The sequence below is a fragment of the Streptacidiphilus sp. BW17 genome, from assembly GCF_041262485.1.
Taxonomy (GTDB): domain Bacteria; phylum Actinomycetota; class Actinomycetes; order Streptomycetales; family Streptomycetaceae; genus Streptacidiphilus.
The window spans coordinates 145,560-160,420 of the sequence record NZ_JBGCCR010000017.1 but is presented as its reverse complement, the minus strand read 5'-3'; the positions used below and the strand labels follow the sequence as shown (position 1 = coordinate 160,420).

Sequence of the window (14,861 nt, the reverse complement as noted above, 5' to 3'; positions counted from 1 at the left end):
AGACCGACGCGGTCCTCGAATTCCTGCACAAGCTCATCGACACCCTGCCCGCAGGCGAGGCCCTCAACAAACGCCTCAACCTCGACTGACTCCACGCTCACAGCCGGCCAGCCGGCCAGGGAGCTTGGCGTTGGTGCCGGTGCGTGCCTCCGCCGATCACGCTGGCGCCGGGAGTGCGGCTGCGGGGCGGCACGTTCGAGTTCGGCACGAAGGGGCGTGCGGTTGACCGGGACAACGTTCTGGAGAACGTGACGATCCACTGCCCCGGGCACGGGGTCGCCCTCCTCAATGACTACGGGCGGTGGGACTGGCCTTGGAGGCCGCCGATGTCCGCAGTCGCGTCGAGCGCCCACACGGCTTCGGCGTCGATGCCTTGCAGGGTGCGTTCACGCTGTGGAACCAGCAGTCCGACCCAGAGGCTGAGTTCACCGCGGAACTGCTCGATCTCGCCGGCAGCGCCGACCACCCGGTCCGGGGCAGCGGCGTGTTCGTGGGCGGTCGTCCCTGCTCCGCACGGGTTCCGCCTGGTCGGCGCCGGGACTTTGGCCTCGCCAGTCAGCCGAGGAACACGCTGGACGGGCTCGGTGCTGGAACCGAGTGAACCATGCGCAGCTCTGGGATCTCCTCATCGAGTTCGTAGGAGACGAGTAGGTTGCTTTCCTGGGCGGCGACGATCACGTGGCGCCCGTCCTGGGTCACCACGAGGTCGCGCGGTTCTTGGCCTGGAATGGGTGCGGTGCCGATGAGACGCAGTGTGCCGGCGAGTTCGTCGAAGCGCAGCATTGCGATGCTGTCGTGGCCCCGATTTGCCACCAGTACGAGCCGACCCGATGGCGTGACCCGGATCGCGGAGGTCCGGTTGTGTGCGTCGAAGTTCGCAGGCAACGTCGAGACGCGATGGCTCTGCTGGTAGCGGTTGTCGCTCCGACGGAGGGTGAGCACGGTGTTGTCCAGCTCATTGACGACGAACAGGTGTATCCCGTCGGGTGACAGAGCCAGATGGCGCGGTCCGGCACCTGGTGGTGTGTCGATGCGCGCTGTTGGGCGGGGCGTGAGACGGCCCCTGGCGTCAAGGGAGTAGACCCGGATCTGGTCGAGGCCCAGGTCGGTGACCAGTACCTCGCCGGCCCAGGGGGTGCAGGCGATCATGTGGACGTGTGGACCGGCCTGCCTGCTGTGATCCGTACCCCGGCCCTGGTGGCGGACCTGGTCGGTGGGCTCCCCCAGTCTGCCGTCGTCCTCGATGCGGAATACCGTGACCGAGCCGTCGCCGTAGTTCGCTGTCAACACGAACCGGCCGGTCGGGTCCACGACGAGGTGACAGGGGTCGACGCCGGTCGGCCGGGTGTTCAGCCGGCTGAGTGCACCGGAGACGGGATCGCGCGCAAAGGCCTCGACACCGCCGCCTGCGACGCCTTGGAAGGTTCGGACCTCGTTCACGGCGTAGAGAATTGAACCGCATGGGGACAGTGCGACGAACGACGGGTTCCGTGCCGTGATCAGTGTGCTGACGCTGCTGATCCTGCCGGTCGTGGTGTCGAACCAGGCTGCGAGAAGGCCTTCGGCTTTGCCCTCGACATGTGGGAGCTGCTCGGTGTAGCTGCCGACGATGAGAGGCAGGACGGTCCGGTCGTGCACTGGCTTGTTGCCTTCCGTGTGGGAGGAGGAGGGGTCTGGGCGGTACCGTCCAAGGCTGGCCCGCGCCGCCCGGGTAGCCGCGCGCGATCTGCGCGGCGTCGCCGGGCAGTGCGGCGCACGAACGGTTCCGGCGCGCCCTACCACCGTGGGACCCGGCGCAATCACCGTGGCAGCGAGTCGCCTCAGTTCTTCTGGGCCCTGGCCTATCGCCTCACGTTGTCGGCGGTGGCAAGCATGGCCAGTTCGCCACGGTGCGGAAGGCCCTCCCAGTCTCCCCGGGTCGAGACGCACGCCGCGCCGCACAGGGTGCCGCGCTCCAGCCGGTCCGGGACGGGCAGACCGTCCAGCAGTGCGGACAGGTAGCCTGCCGCGAACGCGTCACCCGCTCCTACCGGGTCCACGCAGGTGACGTGTCGGGCCGCGACGCGGGTGAGCCCTTCCGAGTGGAGGGCCCAGGCACCCCGGGCACCGTCCTTGACGACGACTTCGCGCACCCCGTTCGCGCGCAGGTCCGCGGCACGTTGCTGGGCGGTCCGCGAGCCGGCGTCGGTGACCAGGTCGAGTTCTTCGGATCCCGCGAATACGACGTCCGCATGGGCCGCGAGAGGACCGAGTACACAAGCGGCCTGTCGCGGCGACCACAGCGCGGACCGGTAGTTCACGTCGAGGCTGATCAGTGTGGCGTGCTCGCGGGCCACTTCCAGGGCCCGTTGCACGGCGCGGCGAGGGCCGGGGCCGAGGGCAGGTGTGATGCCGGTGACGTGCAGGACAGCCGCCGAGGAGATCGATTGCGGATCCACGTCGCCCTCGTCGAGTCGGGACCCGGCGGAACCGGTGCGGTAGTAGGTGACGAACACCCGGTCCGCGGTGCGCTGCTGCTTGAGCATGAACGCCGTCGGGGCGGGTTCCGCGGTCCGTGTGGCGGGGACGGTGACGCCCTCGCCGCGCAGGCCGCGCAGCACCATCCGGCCCGGGTCGTCGTCGCCGAGTCGGCCGATCCACGTGGCGGCGTGCCCGAGGCGGGCGAGGCCGATCGCCACGTTCGACTCGGCGCCGGCGAAGGACAGGCGCAGCGGCGATCCTGCCGTCGGCGTCCCGGGCTGCGTGCCTGTCGCGGTGGCCAGCGCCTCGCCGAGGGTGACCGCGCCGCCCGCCGGTCGTGGGGTGGTCAGCATGAGGCGCCTCCTTCGGGATTCGCCGTGGCGCGGGCCGGTGCGGCCCGCACGGTCAGGTGCCGCAGAGCGGATGTGCCCGCGTGTGTTCCCCGTTCGGGATTCGCTGTGGCGCGGGCGTGTGCGGCCCGCTGCGTGAGGTCGCGCAGGGCGGACGGATCGGCGGGGGCGGTGCGGCCGACCAGGTGTGCGCCGACGGCGACGGCGAACGCGCCTGCTTCCAGCCAGGTGCCGATGTCGCCGAGGGTGATGCCGCCTGTGGGTACGAAGGCGGTGGCGGGGAACGGTGCCCGGAGCTGTGCCAGGTGTGCGGGGCCCAGGGTGTTGGCGGGGAACAGTTTGAGCAGGCGTGCTCCGGCACGGGTGGCGGCGAGTACCTCGGTGCCGGTGAACACCCCCGGCAGGGGTTCGAGTCCGGCCCGCAGCGCCGCCGTGACCACGTCGGCGTCCAGGCCGGGTGAGACGACGAAGCGGCCGCCGGCCGCGGCCACGTCCCGCACCTGCGCGGGTGTGGTGACCGTGCCGCCTCCGACGACCAGCCCTTCGTCGGTCGCGGCACCGATCGCGTCCAGCCAACCGGGAGTTGTGGCGGTCACCTCAGCAAGCCGTACCCCGCCCGCGGCCAGGGCGCGGAGGGCGTCGAGGGTGTGGGCGCCGTCGCGGTAGCGCACGATGGCGAGCACCCGGTCCTGGGCGAGCAGGTCGTACACGTCGGTCGTCACGACACACCGCCCGCGTGCGCTGTCGGCCGGCATGCACCGGGCTGCCCGGCCGCGTAGTACTCGCCGATCGCGTCGCCCACCGCTTCGATGGCGACGGGTCGGCCACCCGCGCGCAGAGACGCGGTCGCCGCGTATCCGGCCGCGACCGCCTCACGGGCGGCGACCGGCGAGGTGAGGGTCTGGACGCCGTCCCGCAGGAACGCGCAGAACTCCGCCACGAGTTCGCTGTCCGCGCCTCCGTGCGCGCCCGAGGCCGGGGGGACCACGACCGTGATGTCGGCTTCAGCCCGGTAGTTGGAGCGTCGGTTCCACACCCTCACCTGCGCGCCGCTCTCGTCGCCGAAGTTCTCCATGCGTCCTTCGGTGCCGATGACCGTGTAGTTGCGCCAGTAGTCGGGGGTGAAGTGGCACTGCTGGTAACTGGCGAGCACGCCGTTGTCGAGCTGCATCAGCATCATGCTGATGTCCTCGACGTCGACCACCGGGTTGAGTCCCGTCAGGGAGGCCGGCGGCCAGTTGTTGTCGGGGTCGAACCAGTCCCTCATCCGCTGGCCGGAGCGGTCCGCGCGGTCGGTGATGCCGCCGTAGACACTAAGGTCCCCCAGCGCCGTCACCTGGCGGCTGACGCCACCCGCCAGCCAGTGGATGACGTCCAGGTCGTGGGCGCCCTTCTGCAGCAGCAGTGAGGTGGTGCGGGTGCGGTCGGCGTGCCAGTCCTTGAAGTAGAAGTCCCCGCCGTGGCCGACGAAGTGACGGCACCAGATCGCCTTGACCTCGCCGATGGCGCCCTGCGTGAGGAGAGCGCGCAGGGTCTGCACGACCGGCATGTGCCGCATGTTGTGGCCGACGTACAGCCGGACGCGGTGCCTCCGGGCCGCTTCCAGGATGCGGTCGCAGCCCTCGACCGTGATCGCCATCGGCTTCTCCAGGAAGACGTTCACCCCGGCCGCCAGCAGCCGCAGGGCGATCTCTTCGTGGGTGTCGTCGGGCGTCAGCACGAACACACCGTCGAGGTCGAGGTCGAGCATTCGGTCGAGGTCGGGCACAGCGGCGATGTCCGGGCCGAACCGGGCCGACTCGGCCCGCAGGATGCGCGGGTCGGTGTCGCAGCAGGCGACGATGCGCGAGCCGCCACCGGGCAGGTGGGCGTAGTCGGCGAGGGTGCTGCGCGGCCCGAGGCCGATGACGCCCAGGCGCAGGTCGTCCATGGCGTTGGTGCTCCTCTCGGTTGATGGTCGTTCGGGGCGGTGGCGTGGCGGTCAGGAGCAGTGGAACTGCGCGTCGGCCCAGTCGGCGTGGTCGTTGCCGATGCCGTCGCCGCCGTCTCCGGTCTGCAGTTCGACCTGCTGGGCACCGGTGAGCGGCACGGTGATGCTCTGCGCGGGGGTCCCGGAACGGAACACTGCGCTGCTGAAGACGGTCCTGCCGTCGGCGACCACCATGAAGTTGACGGAGCCGCCGGTGCCCGTCTCCTCGTCGTCCAGGCCGATGACGGCGGTCAGGCTGGTGCAGTTGCCGCCGAGGTCGTAGTCGATGGTGCCGGGGATGTCCGAGACGGGGACGGTGCCAAGTCCCTTGGCGTAGACGGTGCCGCCCAGGGTGAGGGCGTTGCCGTCACCGGCCAGGTCCTCGCCGTTGCTGTGGTCGCGCTCCACCGGACCCCAGCCGTTGGTGCTGCCGGTCCACTCCAGGTCGCTGGCGTAGACGTCGGCGGTCGGCGGCGCGGTGACCAGGGGTTTGAGGGTCATGGCGAAGATGTGCAGCGCCGGGTCGTTGGGCAGGGTCACCGCCGCGACCGTCTTGCCCTGGTCGGTGGGAATGGTGTTGTACGCGATGTCGTAGTGGGTGCCCGCGTTGGCGGGCCCGCCGGGTCCGTTGTCGCCGACGGAGTCGATGGTCGGCTGCGCGCCGTGGGCGTGGACGTCGGAGCAGCACCAGTTGGGCAGCCCGATCTGTGCCGAGGAGGTGCTGCCGTCCGTGTAGGTGAGGGTGGCGGTGCCGTAGCCGGTGCCTGCGGAGGCGCCGAGGACCGCGATCTGGCCTGCTCCGTGGAGCAGCACGGTCTGTCCCTGGGCGGAGATGTTGTCGGGTGCGCCGGCCGGTACGTCGGGCCAGGTGAAGTCGACCCCGTCGTGGGTGACGGTTGCGCCGGGGGTCGCTCCTGCGGTTGCCAGTGCCTGGGCGGAGAAGCTGTTGCCGCTCCCGTCGAAGTCGCCGGCCTTGGTGTTCGCGTTGTCCGTGATGCCGACGTTGTTGTAGGCGGCTGCGACCGAGGAGTACGTGATCGCCGCGTTGATCGAACTGGTCGCGCCGGTCCGTTGCCGGTGCCAGGTGTAGTCGGCGTGTGCGGTGAGCACGTTGTGGCCGGCGAGGGCCGTGGTCGGGACGGCGACGGCGTAGGTGGCGGTGGTCGTCGCGCCGGCGGCGACGGTCGAGGCGGGCTTCGAGGTGGGCTTGATCGCCCAGCCGTTGGGCGAGGTCAGCGACAGGTCCAGTCCGGTCATCGGTTCCGCGGAGTGGTTGGTGAGGCTGACGGTCGCCGAGGTGGTGGTGCCGCTGGCCCACTGTGCCGGGGTCACGGTCAGCGTCGACAGTGCGTTGCCGGCGTCGGCTGCCGGTGCCGGGCCGAGATCGTCCACCACCAGGTTGTCGAGGGTGGCTGCGCCCTGCGCGTCGGAGTTCTGCGTGAGCGCGAGGTAGGCGTCACCGGTGGCGGCGGTGGCGAAGGTGGTGTCGATGGAGGCGTGCGGGGCCGAGTACTGGGGCGGCAGGCTGTCGGTCCATCCCTTCGGGCTCGGGCCGGGCGGCGGTGAGCTGGTCAGCCCGCGGTCGGTGGTCTGCGCCAGGGGCAGGTCGACGATCGGGGTTGTGACGCCGTCGGTGTCGACCTGGAAGTCGTACAGGCCGCTGGTGTCGGACTGGTAGTCCATGCGTACCCGGTAGACGTGGTTCGGCTGGAGGCGCAGTGTGCCGGGCCAGGTTCGGAACTGGAGTCCTGCGCCGTTGTTGATGGTCTCCAGGGAGTACGTGCCGCTGATGGTGTCCCGGGTGTAGCCGGGGTTGTTCTCGGACAGGATCTCGCTCGGCTCGCTGGACTGGCCGATGATGAACGGGCCGAAGCTGCCACCGATGGGGTGCTCGAAGTCCTCGGTCGCGTAGTGGCCGCCGGTCTGGTCGTTGCCGCCCGGGTCGGTCTGGATGCGGACGTCGGTGAACTGGACGGCGTCCGATCCGGTGCCGGCGCCGCCGATCAGGCTGAGCCTCGCTGAGGTGTGTCCGCGCTGGGGCATGGTGAACAGGACGTCGATGCGCTGGAACCGCTGCCCGGCCAGCCGGTTGTCCTGGTCGTTCTGTACGGGTGGCGGGGCGTCGATCCACTGCTGGACGGTCGGGCCGCCGTAGTCGCTGACCTGCAGGGTGGCCTTGCGATTGCCGGTGACGTTGACGTAGGCGGAGGCGGCGTAGGTCTGCCCGGGCTGCAGGTCGTTCACCTGCTGGCTGACCTGCCCGTCTTTGGGGCCGCTGACCTTGAGGTTCTGGAAGCCGTTCGAGTCGGTGACGATCTGCACGCCGCTGGTGTCGCCGGTCGAGGAGGAGGGCCTCCACGCGTCGAAGCTGTGGGAGAAGAACTCGCCGTCCTTGACGGGCGTCCCGGCGCCGAAGTCCACGTTCTGGGCCGTGTCGTGGGTGAGGACGGGGGTGCCGGTGTTGCTGCCGTCGCTGTCGGTGGCGGTGGTCTGCTGCGGCGTGATCGGGTGTTGCGGGTAGACGACGTAGGGGGTGTCGGCCGCGATCGTGATCGTCACCTTGCCGTCGTGCACGGGCACCGTGGTGGCCTGGGTCTTGCCGGTGTCGGTGAGCTTGTAGAGCGTGACCTCGTGCTGGTCGGCCCAGGCGCGTGGCAGGGTCCAGGTGCGGGCGGCGCTGCTGTCGCTGTAGGTGTAGATCTTCTCCTCACCCTGCGCGGACCAGGGCAGGAAGAGGTTGTCGCCGTCGCGCTCCAGCGCGCCGTCCTTCCAGATCTGCGGCGTGCTGCCGCTCATCGTGGTCTTGACGCCGCCGGTGAAGTCGATCTCGTTGGGCTGCCAGCGGGTGATCTGGAAGTTCTGCAGGTACTTGGTGGGCAGGTTGTTGGTGAAGACCTGCGTGATCTCCTTGTTGACCGAGTTGGCGCTGTGCCAGCCCATGAAGCTCGCGTTGTTCTGCTCCCCGCCGAGCATCGGCTGGCTGTTCTGGATCCAGGCGTCAGTGTCGGAGTTGTAGATGAAGCGCAGGATCTGGCTGTTGATGCCGACGTCGTTGTACTCGTTGGAGTCGTGGTACCAGGCGACGTCCGGCCACATGTAGGTGGGGAACTCGGTGTAGATCGGCAGTCCGTGGCTGTTGACGGTGGCGGCCTCCTTCCACGCGTCCCAGTCCTCGGCGAAGAACGCGTCGGAGTAGATGAACCCGAGCCCGGGGACGTCCTTGAGCAGCGCGTCGATGCGGGAGCCGAAGTCGCCGCTCGCCAGGTCCTTGGTCTGGTTCAGGGCGTAGTTCGTGTCGCCGTAGATGTAGGACGGGGCGCTGGTGTCGCTGGTGTCGTCCCAGCGGAACGCCTTCGCGCGCGGGGAGGCCATGGCGTCGTTGATGTGGACACCGACGATGGTGTTGTACTTCTTGGCCTGGCTGACCACGGTGTTGATGTCGGTCAGGCCGCCGGCGGCCTGGTTGTAGTGCCCGGCGTAGTCGGGGTGTGCCGAGTCGTGCCCCTGGTCCTGGTAGCCCTTCAGCTCGATCGACTGGCCGAGGCCGTCGGTGAGCAGGTCGACCTTCTTGATGTCGTCGAGGGTCTTGATGAAGGGGTTCTGGGCCTGGCTCTCGAAGTTCAGGGCGATCTGGGAGACCACGTTGTTCTTGGTCTCGGCGGCACCGGTGAGCGCCGGCATGATCTCCCGGTACGCGATTGCCCCGTCCTGCCAGTCGACGGTTGAGTCGCCGTTGCGGTCGCCGGTGAAGACGACCTTCTCCTCCGGCGGCGCGACGACCTTGCCGTCCGGACCGCGGTAGGTCCAGGAGTTCGACCAGGCCCCGGTCTGCTTGACGCTGCCAGCCTGGGTGGTCTGCACCTGGAGGTTGCCGTAGCTCTGGAGGGAGTTGGACTCCAGGGCGGCTGCGACCGTGCTGGTGTTGAGCAGGGCGATGCTGGCGGTCTGCGGCGTGGACTGGACCGGCAGGTCGGCAACTGCCTTGATGGTGTCCAGGTCCGGGCCGGGCGCGTAGTCGGTGCGGTAGACGGTCGCGTCTGCGAGCGTGGCGCCGGGCTGGTCGCCGCGCACGGAGAGCAGGCTCTGGCCGGGGACGGCGAACGTGGACACCTTGGTGGTGCCGGACTCGGTGACGCCGGTGACCTTCCAGTCCAGTACGTCCTGACGGACCGAGATGCGGATCTTGACGCTGACGTCGATCGCGGCGAAGTCGAGCCGGTAGTCGGCGTGGTCGGCGGCGATGGTGGAGGTCACCGTGGGGGTGTAGGCGGTGCCGTTGATGTCCACCTGTGGTGCTGGTCCGTTGTGCCCGTACACCAGGCCGGCGGGTCCGTACTGGTACTGCTCGGCCTGCGGGAAGGCGCGGTCGAGGGTGGCGCTGAGCTGTCCGGACCGGATGATCGCAACGCCTGGTGCCGTGGCGGCGGACGGCGGTGCGGTCAGCGTCGTGAGGCCGAAGGCCAGGACGGCGCCGGCGGTGGCGCCGGCCACGGCTCTCGGCAGGCGTGTGGTTCCGCTGCCCATGGGGGCTCCTCAGTGACTGAGTTGGTGCGGTGGGTGGGGTCTGGCGAGGCCAGAGGTGGGGCGGGGCGTGGCGGGGCGTGGCGGGCTACTTCAGGCCGCCCGCGGTCAGGCCGGAGCGCCAGAACCGCTGGAGTGCCAGGAAGGCCACGATCAGCGGGACGACCGACAGGAACGCGCCGGTGATGGTGACGTTGTAGGGGACGCCGTTGTTGAGTTCGGCGCGCCAGCCGGCCAGGCCCACGGTGACGGGCTGCAGTTGGTCGTTGCTGAGCATGAGCGCGGGCAGCAGGTAGTTGTTCCAGATGCCGACGAACTGGAAGAGGAAGATGGTCACCAGTGCTGGGGACATCACCGGCAGGGCGATCCGCCAGAAGATGCGGGCCTCGCTGGCGCCGTCGAGGCGGCCGGCTTCGATGAGTTCGTCGGGTACCGACGCGCTGGCGTAGATGCGGGACAGGTAGACGCCGAACGGGCTGACGATGCTGGGCAGGAACACCGCCCAGAGGGTGTTGACCAGGTGCACCGAGCTGAACATCAGATACAGCGGCAGGGCGAAGAGCGGCGCGGGGATCAGGACGGCGCCCAGCACGGTGTTGAAGACCGCGTCCCGGCCGCGGAAGGCGTACTTCGACAGGGCGTAGCCGGCCATCACGGAGATGACGGTGCCGGTCGCCGCGCCGCCTGCGCTGTAGAGGAGGCTGTTGAGGAGCCAGCGGCCGAAGATGCCGTTGTCCTGGTCGAAGACGTCGCGGATGTTGGACCACAGGTCGAAGTGGGAGAACCAGAACCCGTTGGTCGTGAAGAGGTAGCCCTTGTTCTTCGTGGCGGTGACGATCAGCCACCAGATGGGCAGCAGGCTGTACAGCGCCGCGAGCAGCATCACGAGCATGGCGCCGGTACGGCCTGCGGCGGAAGCGACGGGGATGCCGCGGACCGCGGGCCGGTGACCGGTCGGGGAGGCGGCGCTGCGGGGTCGGGTGGTCGTGGTGGTCATCCGTCGGCCGCCTTGCGTTGGGTGAACCTGAGGAACCCGAAGGACAGCACGCAGGTGACGGCCGCCAGGATGATCGACTGCGCCGCGGAGTAGTTGTAGTTGTTGATGTCCGCCGAGTGCTGGGCGGCGAGGATCGGGGTGTAGGACGAGGTCACGGTCGGCGCGACCCGGTACAGGATCGCGGGCTCGTTGTAGAGCTGGGTGGTGCCGATGATCGAGAACACCGTGGTCAGCACCAGGGCGGGGCGCACCAGGGGGATCTTCACGTGCCACGCCAGCCGCCAACCGCGGCAGCCGTCCATGTGCGCGGCCTCGGTGAGCTCGGGCGGAATGGCCTGCAGGCCGGAGTAGATGATCAGCATGTTGTAGCCGGTCCACGCCCAGGTGATCATGTTGCCGATCGAGAAGATCACCATGTGCTGGGACAGGAAGTCCACATGCACACCGAGGTGCGCGATCGCCGAGGCGTAGGGGCTGACCCCGGGTGCGTACAGGAACGACCACATGATCGCCGCAATCACGCCGGGCAGGGCGTAGGGCAGGAAGTAGATCAGCCGGAAGGTCCGCTTGAAGCGGGTGCTGCGCGCGTCCAGCAGCAGGGCGAGGATCAGCGCCGCGATCAACATGACCGGGACTTGCACGATGCCGAGCAGCAGCACCCGCAGGATCGAGGAGGTGAACACCGAGTCCTTCAGGGCGGTGAGGTAGTTGCCCAGGCCGGCGAAGGAGGTCGTCGGGGCGCTCAGTCCCAGTCCGCTGCGGTGGAGTCGGAAGAGGCTCTCGTACAGCGCGTAGCAGATCGGCGCGATCATCAGGCCGGCGAAGAGCACCCCGAACGGGAGCAGGAACCCGACGGCGGAGAAGACCCGGCGCGCGTGTGCGCCACGTCGTGCCGCCGGCCTGCCTCGGTGGGCCGCCTCGGGCGGCGCGTGCGTCAGTGAGGTCGTCATGGTGTCCCTCCGGACGACGGGTCAGGTCTACTGGCCGGCAACCGACAGGCCCTGGTTCTTCATGGCGGCGATGGTCTTGGACTGCACCGTCGACAGGCCGTTCGGGATGGTGCCCTGGCCGGCGCCGGCCTGCTTGAGCACATCGGTGAAGTCGGACTCGACCTGGTCCATCGTCGGACCCCACTGCCAGGAGGTGTTGACCTGGGCGGCGGCCTCCTTGAACACCGGATAGATGTCGCTCCCGCCGTAGTAGGCCGACGTGGCGTTGGCGGCAGGCAGGTCGAGGCCGCTGGTGGCCGCCGGATAGATGCCGGTGTTCTCGATCAGGTTGGTGACGCTCGCGTTGTCTGTGCTCATCCATGTCGCGAACTCGGTTGCCGCCTGCGGCTGGTCGCACCCCTTGAGGACGGCGGTGGCCGACCCGCCGTTGTTGCCCGCGGCCTTCGCCCCTGCCGTCCACTGCGGCATCGGTGCGACCGCCCACTTGCCGGCCAGCTTGGGCAGGTTCTGCGCGATCAGCGGCGCGTTCCACACCGCGCCGATCAGGGTCGCCACGTGCCCGGCGTTGAGATCGTCGAACCATGCGACGTCCAGCGTCGGCTCGCTCTTGGCGAGATGACGGTCCAGCAGCGTCTGCCAGTAGGCCGCCACCTGCTGGGTCGCGGCGTCGGTGGTGCTGACCTGCCACTGGTCGCCTGCCGTGCCGAACCACTTGGCACCGTTCTGCCACGCCAACCCGGCCAGGTCGTAGGCGTCCTGCGGGGTGGTGGTGAGGTAGTTCGCCGGGTCGGCGGCGTGGAACTTCTCCGCGTCGCTCTCGAACTGCGCCCAGGTCGTGGGGACCGGCAGCTTGTACTTGGCGAACAGGTCGGTCCGGTAGAACATCGCCTCCGGCCCGGTGTCGACCGGCACGCCGTAGACCTGGCCGTCGATGCTGACCTGGTTCCAGGTCCAGGGGACGAACTCGCCCCTGGAAGCGTTCGCGTACGTCGAGACGTCCTGCAGGGCGCCGGCCGCGGCGAAGGTGGGGAGCGTCTCGTAGCCGACCTGGGCCAGACACGGGGCGCTGCCCGCCTTGACCGCGGTCAGCATCTTCGCGTAGCCGCCGCCCGATCCGGAGGCGGTCTGCTGGAACGTCACGTGCACGTCGTGGTGGGTGGCGTTGAACAGCGCCACCGACTTGTCGTAACCCGGTGCCCACCCCCAGAAGGTGATGTTCACCGGCTTGCCGGAGGATCCGCCGGCCCCGCCGGCCGAACTGCCCGAGCCGCAGGCGGCAAGCGCGGTCAGCGCCGCCGCGGTCAGTGCGGCCGTACACACCAGACGTCGAGATCTCATGGTCTGCTCCATGGTCAGGGGGTCGCGCGACAGTTCGCTGCAGCGCGCCGATGGGAGGGAAATCTGTGGGGTTGTCAGGGCCGTTGCGTGAATCACCGCGAACGGCCGGCGGTGCGGCGGGGCGGGTGCGCATGTGCCGGGGTGGTCAGGGCCGTTGCGCGGTGAGGACCGCGAACTCCCACTGCCTCAGCGGTCGGCTCAGTTCGAGCACGCCGTCGGCGTATCCCACCCAGTGCCGCTTGCCACAGGCGGTGATCTGCACGCAGTCGGTCGGTGGGGGCATACCGGCCGGCAGCCGAACGGTGACCGCGTCGACTTCGTCGGGGCCGGCGTTCCACACCACCAGCCGCCAGCGGGTGCCGTCGGTCAGCACCTGCGGAACCAGCCAGGGACCGCCGGACACCCGCGCGTGGGTTCCCGCGCTCAGCCAGTCCACTGCGGCGGACAGTTGTGCGGCACGCTGCGGGGTCATCCGCACCGTTGTGGTGGCCGGCCACGGGCAGACCGCGACGCGTCCGCCCAGCGAGTTGCGGTGCAGTACAAGTCCCGGGCCTGCCGGGCGGCCGTCGCCGTCCGTCATCCGGCTCACCACTCGGGCGCCGGGGGCGGGATCGCCGACGACGACCGCCGGATGGGCGTTGATGTGCGGGTCGACCGAGATCATCGCGCCCACCCGCAACGAGAAGTCCGGGTCCTCGCAGATCTCGCGCACGGGCAGCGGGTCCGACGGGCCGAGCTCGCGCACGTTGCTCAGCCCGGTCAGCTCCCCGTAGCCGCGCTCGGCGAGGACCCGCGCCGCGATGCCGTCCAGCAGCAGACCGCCGGCCAGCCAGCCCCGCAGGGTGGCGTCGTCGTAGGCCCACGCGGACTCGCCCGCCAGGGCGTTGACCGGCGCGTCGCCTCGCAGAGTGACGGCGTGGCCGGTGGCGCCGAGCCAGCCGGCCCATTCGCGGTGTGCCACGGTCAGTGCACGCCAGTCGCCGGTGCGGTCGCCGAGCCGGACGGCCCGGCCGGTCTCCTGCGACCAGGGCACGCCGACCCCGACGGTGCGCAGCGTGGTGTCGAAGGTGTCGGCCAACCAATCCAGGGCCGGTCGCGCGTCGGCGAGGAAGTCGGCGCGGCCGGGCTCGTCGTCGGGATGGTTGGTCAAGAAGTCGTAGAGACTGATCGCCAGCCCGTCGCAGCCCAGGATGTGCGCGATCGCCATCTGGCCGAAGGTCTGCCGGTAGGACTTGTTCCACTGCCCGTACGGCCAGCACTCGATCTCGGGGTAACTGACCAGGCCGGGCGGCTGCTGCGCGCGCTGGGCGTCCAGGAGCGCCGCGTACCTGGGCAACGCCTCGGCGCCGACGTCGGAGTAGCCCCAGAAGTGCGGCCGGTGCAGGTCGAAGCCGGCCAGCCAGTCCGACCAGCGCCGCCCCTCGGCCGCGTGCGCCTCCGGGCTGCTGGACATCAGGCCCAGCCGGACACCGTGATCAGCGGCGATCTTCTGCCAGGAGCGGACCAGTTCGAGCTGGGTGCGCTCCCACATGTCCAGCCACAGCCGCCGCCACGGGTGCGGCTCACCGGAGGCCGTACAGGCGGCGACCACCTCCTCACGGGTGGCCTGCACGCCGGACACCCGGGCGAACTCGGCCAGGTGCAGCGGGCAGAAGCAGCCACCCCACTGCAGAGGTGCGTGGTTGTGCAGCCGGATGTCGTCCTCGATCCAGACCGCGTCCAGGTCCTCGGCGACGTAGCGGCGCAGGGATTCGGCGAAGTACGCCCGCCACCCCGGGTCCAGCGGGCAGACCACCACATCGGCAGGGGTCCCGCGCTGGTCGACCATCGGCTGCCAGTCGTCGCGCCGTGGGCGGCCCCAGTCGCAGTGCCCGAGGGTGTGGCCAGGGTTCAGGCTGACCGAGATGCCGGCCGACCGCACGGCCGCGCGCCACGGCCTGGTCCGGTCGAGCCAGCGCTCGATCCGCTCCAGCGGCGGGTTGCCGTCGTTGAACTCCATGCCGAACAGGAAGACGCACAGCTCGTCGGCCCCGGACTGCTCGGCCAGCCGCACCATGCGCTCGGCGACCTCAGCCGGATCGTCGGCCGGGTCTGCCTGGACCCGCAGCACATACCGCGTCCCCATCCGACTCACCTCCGCCCCCGCAACCGGGAGCAACGTCGTGCCACCTGCTCGGTCGAGCCGGTGTTGTCCCGGGATCCTGTTACCTAGCAGCTAGGTTGTCAAGGGTCGATGTGACGGGTTCGCAGTTCACAGGAATAGTGCTTCGATCACT

The 14,861-nt window shown here is 69.7% G+C and carries 10 protein-coding genes; all 10 read right to left on the bottom strand.

The features are described from left to right. Positions 1-292: 292 nt before the first annotated feature. The 10 genes from ABH940_RS21805 to ABH940_RS21760 all read right to left on the bottom strand — a co-directional run bounded on the left by ABH940_RS21805 (position 293) and on the right by ABH940_RS21760 (position 14,710). On the bottom strand, positions 293-466 hold the full coding sequence (locus ABH940_RS21805) for a hypothetical protein (RefSeq protein ID WP_370062239.1): 174 nt from the start codon (positions 464-466) through the stop codon (positions 293-295). A gap of 89 nt (positions 467-555) precedes the next feature. Continuing rightward, positions 556-1,638 (bottom strand): lactonase family protein, encoded by a 1,083-nt coding sequence (locus ABH940_RS21800; protein ID WP_370062237.1) that lies wholly within the window; start codon positions 1,636-1,638, stop codon positions 556-558. A 203-nt stretch (positions 1,639-1,841) separates the two neighbouring features. Beyond that, positions 1,842-2,813 (bottom strand): sugar kinase, encoded by a 972-nt coding sequence (locus tag ABH940_RS21795; protein WP_370105996.1) that lies wholly within the window; start codon positions 2,811-2,813, stop codon positions 1,842-1,844. Then, positions 2,807-3,532, bottom strand: a complete 726-nt coding sequence (locus ABH940_RS21790; protein ID WP_370105995.1) for a bifunctional 4-hydroxy-2-oxoglutarate aldolase/2-dehydro-3-deoxy-phosphogluconate aldolase — start codon at positions 3,530-3,532, stop codon at positions 2,807-2,809. Before ABH940_RS21790 ends, ABH940_RS21795 begins: the two co-directional genes overlap by 7 nt. After that, on the bottom strand, positions 3,529-4,740 hold the full coding sequence (locus tag ABH940_RS21785) for a Gfo/Idh/MocA family protein (protein ID WP_370105994.1): 1,212 nt from the start codon (positions 4,738-4,740) through the stop codon (positions 3,529-3,531). Before ABH940_RS21785 ends, ABH940_RS21790 begins: the two co-directional genes overlap by 4 nt. A gap of 51 nt (positions 4,741-4,791) precedes the next feature. Then, entirely contained in the window at positions 4,792-9,303 is a 4,512-nt protein-coding gene (locus ABH940_RS21780) for an endo-alpha-N-acetylgalactosaminidase family protein (RefSeq protein WP_370105993.1), read from the bottom strand. A gap of 85 nt (positions 9,304-9,388) precedes the next feature. Beyond that, positions 9,389-10,297, bottom strand: a complete 909-nt coding sequence (locus ABH940_RS21775; protein ID WP_370062227.1) for a carbohydrate ABC transporter permease — start codon at positions 10,295-10,297, stop codon at positions 9,389-9,391. Then, complete coding sequence (locus tag ABH940_RS21770; RefSeq protein ID WP_370062225.1) at positions 10,294-11,247, bottom strand: carbohydrate ABC transporter permease; 954 nt, start codon at positions 11,245-11,247, stop codon at positions 10,294-10,296. Before ABH940_RS21770 ends, ABH940_RS21775 begins: the two co-directional genes overlap by 4 nt. A gap of 27 nt (positions 11,248-11,274) precedes the next feature. Next, positions 11,275-12,585 carry a sugar ABC transporter substrate-binding protein gene (locus ABH940_RS21765; RefSeq protein ID WP_370105992.1) on the bottom strand — a complete coding sequence of 437 codons (1,311 nt, stop codon included), beginning with the start codon at positions 12,583-12,585 and terminating at the stop codon, positions 11,275-11,277. A gap of 145 nt (positions 12,586-12,730) precedes the next feature. Continuing rightward, positions 12,731-14,710: a hypothetical protein gene (locus tag ABH940_RS21760; protein ID WP_370105991.1), complete on the bottom strand. Its 1,980-nt coding sequence runs from the start codon at positions 14,708-14,710 to the stop codon at positions 12,731-12,733. Positions 14,711-14,861 lie beyond the last annotated feature (151 nt).